At 72.7% G+C, this 8,535-nt stretch carries 5 protein-coding genes; all 5 read right to left on the bottom strand.

What is annotated here, in order from left to right; genetic code table 11:
• Positions 1 to 662 precede the first annotated feature (662 nt).
• The 5 genes from QQ657_RS53895 to QQ657_RS53875 all read right to left on the bottom strand — a co-directional run bounded on the left by QQ657_RS53895 (position 663) and on the right by QQ657_RS53875 (position 8,511).
• Complete coding sequence (locus QQ657_RS53895; protein ID WP_284750260.1) at positions 663 to 2,840, bottom strand: SulP family inorganic anion transporter; 2,178 nt, start codon at positions 2,838 to 2,840, stop codon at positions 663 to 665.
• Between the two features lie 284 nt (positions 2,841 to 3,124).
• A complete protein-coding gene (locus QQ657_RS53890) occupies positions 3,125 to 5,359 on the bottom strand; it encodes a bifunctional SulP family inorganic anion transporter/carbonic anhydrase (protein ID WP_284750259.1) in 2,235 nt (744 codons plus the stop codon).
• 217 nt (positions 5,360 to 5,576) lie between these two features.
• Positions 5,577 to 6,857, bottom strand: coding sequence for an adenosylmethionine--8-amino-7-oxononanoate transaminase (locus tag QQ657_RS53885; RefSeq protein ID WP_284750258.1), 1,281 nt, complete (start codon positions 6,855 to 6,857; stop codon positions 5,577 to 5,579).
• A 17-nt stretch (positions 6,858 to 6,874) separates the two neighbouring features.
• The gene (locus QQ657_RS53880; RefSeq protein WP_284750257.1) at positions 6,875 to 8,077 is read right to left on the bottom strand and encodes a cytochrome P450 family protein; all 1,203 of its coding nucleotides are present in this window, start codon (positions 8,075 to 8,077) and stop codon (positions 6,875 to 6,877) included.
• 20 nt (positions 8,078 to 8,097) lie between these two features.
• A complete protein-coding gene (locus QQ657_RS53875) occupies positions 8,098 to 8,511 on the bottom strand; it encodes an SRPBCC family protein (RefSeq protein WP_284750256.1) in 414 nt (137 codons plus the stop codon).
• Positions 8,512 to 8,535 lie beyond the last annotated feature (24 nt).

Raw genomic sequence — 8,535 nt, 5'->3', positions numbered from 1 at the left:
CTCCCGGCTCCCGGCTCCCGGCTCCCGGCTCCCGGCTCCCGGCTCCCGGCTCCCGGCTCCCGGCTCCCGGCTCCCGGCTCCCGGCTCCCGGCTCCCGGCTCCCGGCTCCCGACCGGAGGGTGCACGGCAACCGCCGGCCGCATCGACTCGGCGGCACCGACCGCAACCCGCCGATGGAACCGGACTCGGGCCCCTGCGATCTGCCTCAACGCCGGGCCAAGCCCAGCTCAGGCCAAGGCGGATCAAGCCGAGTTGAGTTGCGCGAGGCCGAGCCGAGCCGGGCCGGATTCGGCCGGATGAGCCGGACCAGGCCGAGCCGAGCCCGATCAGGGTGGGCCGGGCGGGCCGCGCTGGGACGGCCCAGCCCGCCGGGTTGGGCCGGATTCGGCGGGCTGAGCCGGACAAGGCCGGGCCAAGCCGAGCCGGGCCGGGCCGGGCCAGGCCGGGCCAGGCCAGGCCAGGCCAGGCCAGGCCGAGCCGGATTCGACAGGCTGGACCGGACCCGGCAAGGCCAAGCCGAGCCAGGCGACAGCCGCCGGCCACCCCCACTGCACCCGGCTCCGACCAGGAGCGCCGGCACCCCGCAAGCCGCACCGGCTGCGCCGGCCCGGCCTACCGCGGGGCCGCGGACCGGGCCCCACCAGACCCGGCCCGCGCCGACCTCACCCGCCCGGCACCACCACCGACGCCCCAGCCGGGCGGAACGTCCGCTCCACCCCGTCGAACAAATACACCTGCGCCGTCCCCACCGCGAAGTACATCCCGGTCAACTGCACCTTCCCCGCCGCCTCCGCAGCCGCGACCGACGGGTACTCCCGCAGGTGCTCCAGCTGCTGCAGCACGTTGTGCAGCGCCAACCGGTCCCCTTCACGCTCCGGAACCGCTCCGTCTAGGGTGGCCGACCCCGTCCGGTGGGCGCTCGGCTCCGCGTGCCGGAGCCAGACCGCCAGCGGCCCCGGTGGTGGGCCGTCGGCCAGGGCGGCCATCGCGCCGCAGCCCGAATGGCCGCACACCACGATCTCCTCGATCCCGAGCACCCCCACCGCGTACTCGATCGACGCGTTCATCGACGGGTCGGCCTGCCCCGGCGGGACGAGGTTGCCGATGTTGCGGATCGTGAACAGGTCGCCCGGCCCACTGGTGGTGATCAGGTTCGGCACGATCCGGGAGTCGCCGCAGGTGATGAACAGGGTGCGGGGGCGCTGGCCGTCGGCGAGGCCGGACAGCGTGTCGCGCAGCAGCGGGGCCGCTCGGCGGTGGAACTCCGTCGCGCCGCGACGGGTCTGCTGGGCCGGGATCCCTTCCACCGCCTGCCATTCCGACCACGGCGCGAGCCAGCGCGGCACCGCCCGGCTCGCCGCCAGTCGCGACCGCGTCGGACGGCCCGCCTTGCCCTCGCCGAACCACGGGTGGCCGACCTCGTCGACGTCCACCGTGCCGCCGGCGCGCTCGTGCGCCTGCTGCCACGTGGTGAGGCTTTCGAACGCCGCGTGGTCGAGGTAGTCCACGACCAGCTCCAGCCGCACCGGCACCCCGGCCGGGATGGCGCCGAGCACCTTCGACAGCCGCGGCACCGACAGGAACGTCAAAACACCTTCGACGACCACGCGCCGGCTGTCGCCTTCGGCCTCGACGTGGATGCCGGACCACAACGTCCGCCGCAGCATCAGCACCAGCGCGAGCCCGATCCCGGCGAGGACGCCGGTGAGCAGGTCGAACACGACGACGCCGGCGAGGGTGAGCAGGTAGACGGGCAGGTCGCCGTGGGCGAGGACGGTCCTCATGTGCCCGGGGTTGACCAGCTTCGCGCCGACGTGCACCAGCAGCCCGGCGAGCGCGGCCAGCGGGATGCTCTGGATCAGCCCGGCCAGCAGGACGACGAACAACAGCACCCAGACGCCGTGCAGCACCGCCGACACCCGCGTTTTCGCGCCGGCGGCGACGTTCGTGGAGCTGCGGACGATGACGCCGGTGACCGGCAGCCCGCCCACCGCCCCGGACAGCATGTTGGCCGCGCCCTGGCCGACGAGCTCGCGGTTCAGGTTGGCGCGCGGGCCGGTGTGCAGGCGGTCGACCGCGACCGCCGAGAGCAGGCTCTCCACGCTGGCGATCAGGGCGATGGTGACGACGGCGAGCGCGAACCCGCCCCACCCGCCGTCCGGCAGCTGCGGGACCAGGTGGATGTCCAGCAGGTCGCCGGGCAGTTCGACGCGGGGCAGCGTCATCCCGGCGACCACGGACACCACCGTGGCGGCGGCGATCGCCGCCAGCGGCCCGGGCACCTTGCGGACGGCGGCCGGGAGCTTCGGCCAGAGCAGCAGGATCGTGATGGTGAGCACGCCGATCAGGGCGGCGGAGTCGTGGTGGGCGACGATCTGGCCGGGCAGCTCGGCGATGTTCTCCACCGCCGAGCTCTGGGCCTTCCCGCCGAGGATGACGTGCAGCTGGCCGAGCACGATCGTGACGCCGATGCCGGCCAGCATGCCGTGCACGATGGCCGGCGAGATGGCCAGCGCGGCGCGGGCGATCCGGCTCAGCCCCAGCAGGATCTGCAGCGCGCCGGCGGCGACGGTGATCGCGCAGGTGACGGCCCACCCGAACGTCTGGATGGTTTCGGCCATGACGACGGTCAGGCCGGCGGCGGGCCCGCTGACTTGGAGCGCGGAGCCGCCGAGGGCGCCGGCGACGACGCCACCGACGACGGCGGCGACGAGCCCGGCGGCGACCGGCGCGCCCGAAGCGAGGGCGATGCCGAGGGACAAGGGCACTGCGACGAGGAAGACGACCAGTGAGGCCGGCAGGTCGTGGCGGAGCACGGCGAGGGGTCTCATGATCACCATGCAACCGGAAATCGTGTGAAATGTCCGCTATGCGCCACCCGTTCGAGTGAATAACTGGCCACATTTAGCTCGAACGTCACAAATCGGGCGGCTTGTTCACCTGCCGTTCACAAGATCATTTCGGTCGCGTGACAGTTGAAAGCCGCACGGCACAACGGGTTCCACGAACTGGGACGCACTGAAGGCCGACCCGGAGCACCCGCGCCCCCGAGCCGGCCTTCAGCGACTGAAGCTTTCAGTGGCTGAACTCAGTCAAGTCACTGACTTTCGTTCAGTCACAGTAATCAGTACTCCGGCACACCCGCCGGCACGAACCCCCCGCGCGCCGCATCGTCCAAAAGGGACACTTGAGCGGCGCCGACGTCGAAGTACATCCCGGTCAGCCGGAGCCCGCCCCGCGCCAGCGCCTCCGCGACCACCGGGTACCCGCGCAGCGTTTCCAGCTGCTGCACGACGTTCTGCAGCGCGAGCTGGTCGGCCTCGGCGCCGGGCCGTTCGCCGCCGAGCAGCAGCGGCGCTTCGCGGGCGCGGCGGCGCAACGTCGCTTCGCCGTGACGAAGCCAGCTGCCGAGCTGCACGAGACCGTCCGGCGCCTGCCCGAGCAGCGCCTTCATCGCGCCGCAGCCGGAATGCCCGCACACGACGATCTCGGCGACCCCGAGCACCCCGACGGCGTACTCGATCGCCGCGCCGACCGACGAGTCGTCCCCGTCCGCCGGCGGCACGAGGTTGCCGATGTTGCGCACGGTGAACAAGTCCCCCGGCCCGCTGGTGGTGATGAGGTTCGGCACGATCCGCGCGTCCCCGCAGGTGATGAACAGCGTGTGCGGCTGCTGCCCGTGCGCCAGCCCGCTCCACGTGTCGCGCAGCAGCGGCGCCGTGCGGCGGTGGAACTCCGAAGCACCGCGGCACAGCAGGGAGCTGGCGGTGCGCTGGGCGGGCAGCACGACGTGCTCCGCCTGCCACTCCGACCACGGCGCGAGCCACCGCGGCACCACGCGCGCGGCGACGCTGCGGCGCACGGTCGGCGCGCCCGAGCTGCCGCGTTCGAACCACGGGTGCCCGATCTCGTCGACCGTCACCGGCCCGGCGTGGGCCTGCTGCCAGCCGCGCAGGCAGTCGAACGCGGCGTGGTCGAGGTAGTCGACGAGCAGCTCCAGCCGGACTTCCGCGTGCGGGGGCACCTCGGCGAGCACCCGGGTCAGCCGCGGCACCGACAGGAACGTCAGCGCGCCTTCGATGACGACGCGGTGGCGATCACCGTCCTTCTCTACGTGAATGCCCGAGAAGATCATCCGCCGCAGCATCAGCGCGAGCGCCAGCAGTATCCCGGCCGCGACCCCGGTCAGCAGGTTGACGGCGACCGCGCCGGCCAGCGTGACGGCGTACACCGGCAGGTCGCCGTGACGCCGGACTTCCTTGAGCCCGTTGACGTTCACGAGCTTCGCGCCGACGTAGACCAGCAACGCGGCGAGCGCCGCCAGGGGGATCAGCCGCAGCACGCCGGTGAACAGCAGGCACGCGGCGAGGATCCAGGCGCAGTGCAGGATCGCCGACGCGCGGGTGCGCGCGCCTGCTTCGTAGTTGGTCATGCTGCGCACGATGACGCCGGTGACCGGGAACCCGCCGAGCGCGCCGGCGGCGACGTTCGCCGCGCCCTGCCCGATGAGCTCGCGGTCGAGGTCCGTGCGCGGGCCGCCGCGGAGCTTGTCCACCGAGACCGCGGACAGCAGGCTCTCGAGGCCGGCGATCAGCGCGATGGTGAGCGCGGCGACCGCGAAGCCGCCCCAGCCGCCGTCGGGCAGCCGCGGCACGACGTGCAGCGTGGGCAGCCCGGCGGGGAGGTCGACGCGCGGCAGCGACATGCCGGTCGCGACGGACAGGCCGGTGGCCAGCGCGACGGCAGCCAGTGGCGCGGGCACGCGGCGGACGACCTTCGGCAGCCGCGGCCACGCCAGCAGCACCGCTAGGGTGACGACGCCGACCAGCACGGCCTGGTCGTGGTGCGCGGCGATCTGCCGCGGCAACGCGAGGACGTTGGCCAGTGCGGAGCCCTGCGCCGAGCCGCCGAGCACGACGTGCAGCTGGCCCAGCACGAGCGTGACGCCGATGCCGGCGAGCAGGCCGTGGACGATGGCCGGCGACACGGCGAGCGCGGCGCGGGCGAGGCGGGTCAGGCCGAAGAGGATCTGGAGCAGGCCCGCGGCGACGGTGATCGCGCAGGTGACGGGCCAGCCGTAGGTGGCGATCGTGTCGGCCAGCACCACGGTGAGCGCGGCGGACGGGCCACTGACCTGCAGCGGCGATCCGCCGAAGAGGCTCGCGACCAGCCCGCCGACGACGGCGGAGATCAGGCCCGAGAGCAGCGGCGCCCCGGCGGCGAAGGCCACGCCGAGGGACAGGGGAACGGCGACGAGGAAGACGACTAGCGAAGCGAGGACATCGTGTTTGAGGTTCTCCAGGGGTTGCGGGGCCGTCGGGGGTCCGGTGTCGTGTTCACCGCGAACGATTTCGATCATGGACGCAGGATCACCGAAACCGCGCGAAAAGTCCGCTACGCAAGCATTTCTCGCGTTTGTCCCGGTACGGACCGGTTCGGTTTTCCGGATCTTTCAGGCGAACCGCGCCCGGGAACCTCCGCCGATCGCGTGGCGCGGACGGCGCACCGGCACGCAGCGCGACGGTGAGGGACCTTCGGGTCTCGGTGTGCGCGTGGTCACACCCGATGTGCTGAATTCACGCCTTTTCCGCCACGGCAAGCATCGCGCGGGTGATCGCGGCCAGGTCGTCGTCAGTCGAAACGTACGGCGGCATCGCGTAGACGAGGTCCCGGAACGGCCGCAGCCAGACGCCCTGCGCGGTGACGACGTCGGTTGCCACCGCCATGTCGACCGGGTGGTCGAGCTGCAGCACGCCGATCCCGCCGAGGACCCGGACGTCCACCACCGAGCCGAGGTCGCGCGCCGGGGCCAAGCCGTCCAGCAGGCCCTTCTCGAGCCGAATGACGTCCTGCTGCCACGCGCCGCCGGCCAGGAGCCCCAGCGAGGCGTTCGCCACCGCCGAGGCCAGGGGGTTGCCCATGAACGTCGGCCCGTGCGCGAGCACCGGCAGCGCGCCGCGGGAGATTCCCGCCGCGACCTCCGGCGTGCACAGTGCCGCCGCCATGCTCAGGTAGCCGCCGGTCAACGCCTTGCCGAGGCAGAGCACGTCCGGCGTCACGCCCGCGTGCTCGGCGGCGAAGAACGCGCCCGTGCGGCCGAAGCCGGTCGCGATCTCGTCGAAGATCAGCAGGACGTCGTGGGCCTCGGTCAGTTCGCGCAGCGCGCGCAGGTAGGCGGGATGGTGGAAGCGCATCCCGCCGGCGCCTTGCACGACCGGTTCGACGATCACCGCGGCCAGTTCCCCGGCGTGGGCCCCGATCGCGTCCGCCAGCGTGTCCACATAGGACTGTTCGGGCGGGGTGTCGAAGCCGGTCGGCGGGGCCGGCACGAAGATCTGCTCGGGCAGCACCCCGCGCCACAGCGAGTGCATGCCGCCGTCGGGGTCGCACACGCTCATCGGCGTGAACGTGTCGCCGTGGTAGCCGCCGCGCCAGGTCAGCAGCCGCCGCTTCTCCGGCAGCCCGCGGGAACGCTGGTACTGCAGGCACATCTTCGCGGCGACCTCGACCGACACCGAACCGGAGTCGCAGAGGAAGACGTGCTCGAGGCCCTCGGGCGTCAGGTCGACCAGGGTCTTGGCCAGGGTGATCGCGGGCTCGTGGGTCAGGCCGCCGAACATGACGTGGCTCATCCGCCCGGCCTGCTCGGCGAGGGCGGCGTCGAGGACCGGGTGCCGGTAGCCGTGGACGGCCGACCACCACGACGACATCCCGTCGACCAGCTCCCGGCCGTCGGCGAGCTTCAGCCGGACGCCACTCGCCTCGGTGACCAGCAGCGAAGGCACCTTCGCCGGCATCGGCGCGTACGGGTGCCAGACGTGCTGGGCGTCCAGGGCGAGCAGGTCGGCGGAGTCCATCCGCCGACCCTACGACGTCACCGCAGGCGGACCGGCAAGGCCTCCAGCCCGTGCACCAGGGAGCTGGACCGGTAGACCAGCTCGTCCGGCTTCGCGTCCAGCGCGAGGCCCGGGAACCGCGCCAGCAGCCCGGCCAGCGCGATCTCGGCCTCCAGCCGGGCCAGCGGCGCGCCGACGCAGTAGTGGATGCCGTGCCCGAAGGCCAGGTGCCCGCCGGCCGCGCGCGTGACGTCGAGGCGATCCGCCTCCGGGAACCGCTCTTCGTCCCGGTTCGCGCCCAGCAGCGAGATCAGCACGAACTCGCCCGCCGGGATCGTCACGTCGCCCGCCTCGACCGCCTCCTCGGTGAACCGCAGCGTGGCCAGGTGGATCGGGCCGTCGAAGCGCAGGAACTCCTCGACCGCGCCCGGCATCAGGGCCGGGTCGGCGCGCAGCAGGGCCAGCTGCTCCGGCTCGCGCAGCAGCGCCAGGACGCTGTTGGCGATCAGGTTGACCGTGGTCTCGTGCCCGGCCACCAGCAGCAGGAACGCCATCGAGATCAGCTCGTCCTGCGACAGCGAGTCGCCGTCGTCGCTCGCGTGCACCAGGTCCGACAGCAGGTCTTCGGCGGGCTCGGCGCGTTTCTGCGTGACCAGGGCGGTGAGGTAGGTGAGCATGCTCTGGGCCGCGTGCTGCGCGTCTTCCGGCGTCGACGAGCTCAGCAGCGTCTTCGACCAGGCGGAGAACTCGGTGCGGTCCTCCGGGGCGACGCCCAGCAGCTCGCAGATCACCGTGATGGGCAGCGGCGCGGCGAACGACGGCAGCAGGTCGGCCCGCTCCTGCCCGGCCAGCGCGTCGAGCAGCTCGGCGGTGATCTCCTCGATCCGCGGCCGCAGCCGGGCGACCGTCCGCCCGGTGAACGCCTTGTTCACGAGCTTGCGCAGCCGTGAGTGGTCCGGCGGGTCGGTGTTGAGCATGTGCCGGCCGAGCGCTTCGCCGAAGCCGCCCTGGTTCGTCGCCCCGGCCGGGAGCTTCGACTCGAACAGCTCGTACGCGCGCCGGTTGTCCTTGTGCAGCCGCGAATCCGCCAGCAATGCCCGCGCCTGCGCGAAGTCCGTGATGATGTAGCAGTCCAGGCCGCGCGGCATCCGGACCCGGCGCGCCGGCCCGTCCGCGCGCAGCAGCCCCGCGAACAGGTGCGCGTCCTGCGCGAAATCCTCCGCCACTTCGATCGTGGTCATCCCGCCCCCTGCAGTCAGCCTCAGCGCTCGGCGAGTGCCGCCACCACGCGCTCGGTCACGTCCTGCCAGTATGCCCGCTGTTCCTCGCGTTCCTCCGCGTCCGAAAGCCATTCCTGGTGGAACCGCAGCGTGGTCTTCGCGCCCGAGCCGCTGAGCCGCACCTGGACCGTCGAGTCGTGGTCCCAGTCGCTCGGCCGCCACGTCAGCCGCACCCGGTCGCCCTCGACGAAGCCGCGGATCTCCCCCACCGTGCCGTTGGCCGTTTCGTACTCCGCGCCCGTTTCCCGCGGCAGCTCGACCCCGGGACCGAGCCAGATGGCGACGCCGTCCCGGCTGACCAGGAACTCCCAGACCTTCTCGGCGCGGTAGGGCAGCGTGCGGGAAACCCCGATGTTCCAACCGACATCGGCCGTCTTCCCCACTGAAGAAGTCATACCGGCATCATCCCACCGGGGTAC

The sequence above is a fragment of the Amycolatopsis ponsaeliensis genome (genome assembly GCF_030182635.1).
GTDB classification, from domain to species: domain Bacteria; phylum Actinomycetota; class Actinomycetes; order Mycobacteriales; family Pseudonocardiaceae; genus Amycolatopsis; species Amycolatopsis ponsaeliensis.
The sequence above is the reverse complement of the archived record's forward strand: the minus strand, read 5'-3'. Positions and strand labels throughout refer to the sequence as shown.